The organism is Actinomadura sp. GTD37 (genome assembly GCF_041951365.1).
Classification (GTDB): Bacteria; Actinomycetota; Actinomycetes; order Streptosporangiales; family Streptosporangiaceae; genus Spirillospora.
In genome coordinates this window covers 1-598 of the sequence record NZ_JBGNUS010000032.1, presented here as the reverse complement: position 1 = coordinate 598, position 598 = coordinate 1, and the positions used below count along the sequence as shown (strand labels likewise).

Annotated in this window: 1 protein-coding gene; it reads left to right on the top strand. The window is 68.9% G+C overall.

All coding sequences use genetic code 11. The annotated features are described in order from the left end of the window. Positions 1 to 238: 238 nt before the first annotated feature. Positions 239 to 598 (top strand): cation:dicarboxylate symporter family transporter (locus tag ACA511_RS40615; RefSeq protein WP_375030085.1); only part of this gene is annotated, 360 nt, incomplete at its 3' end.

Sequence of the window (598 nt, the reverse complement as noted above, 5' to 3'; positions counted from 1 at the left end):
ACGAAGCCGCTGCCGACAACACCACCACCGCCGCTGCCGAGGCGACCCTCGAGAACGCCGCGAACGTGGAAGAGAACAAGGCCGACGCCGCCGCGGCGAACGCGCACTGATCTCCGTTCGGCGCCGGCCTCATGGCCGGACCGAGGAATAGGAAGGGCGCTCCCGGAAGGGGGCGCCCTTTCCTGTTGGGGGCCATCGCGCGCTCCGCTATGCCGGTGGGATCGAAGGGGAAGGATGGATGGGCGCAGTCGCAACGAGCCATGCCGGCGGGCCGGCCAAGCCGCAGCGCTGGTGGCGGATGCTCTATGTACAGGTGCTGATCGGCATCGTGGCCGGCGCGCTGGTCGGCGCGATCTGGCCGGATTTCGGCGCATCGCTCGAGTGGCTGGGCCTGGCCTTCGTCAACCTGGTCAAGATGATCATCGCCCCGGTGATCTTCCTCACCCTGGTGACGGGCATCGCCGGGGCCCGCGAGCTGGGCTCGCTCGGCCGGGTGGTGCTGAAGGCGCTGGGCTATTTCCTGTTCTTCTCCACCCTGGCGCTGATCCTGGGCCTTGTCGTCGCCCATGTCGTCCAGCCCGGCGCGGGCATGCACATC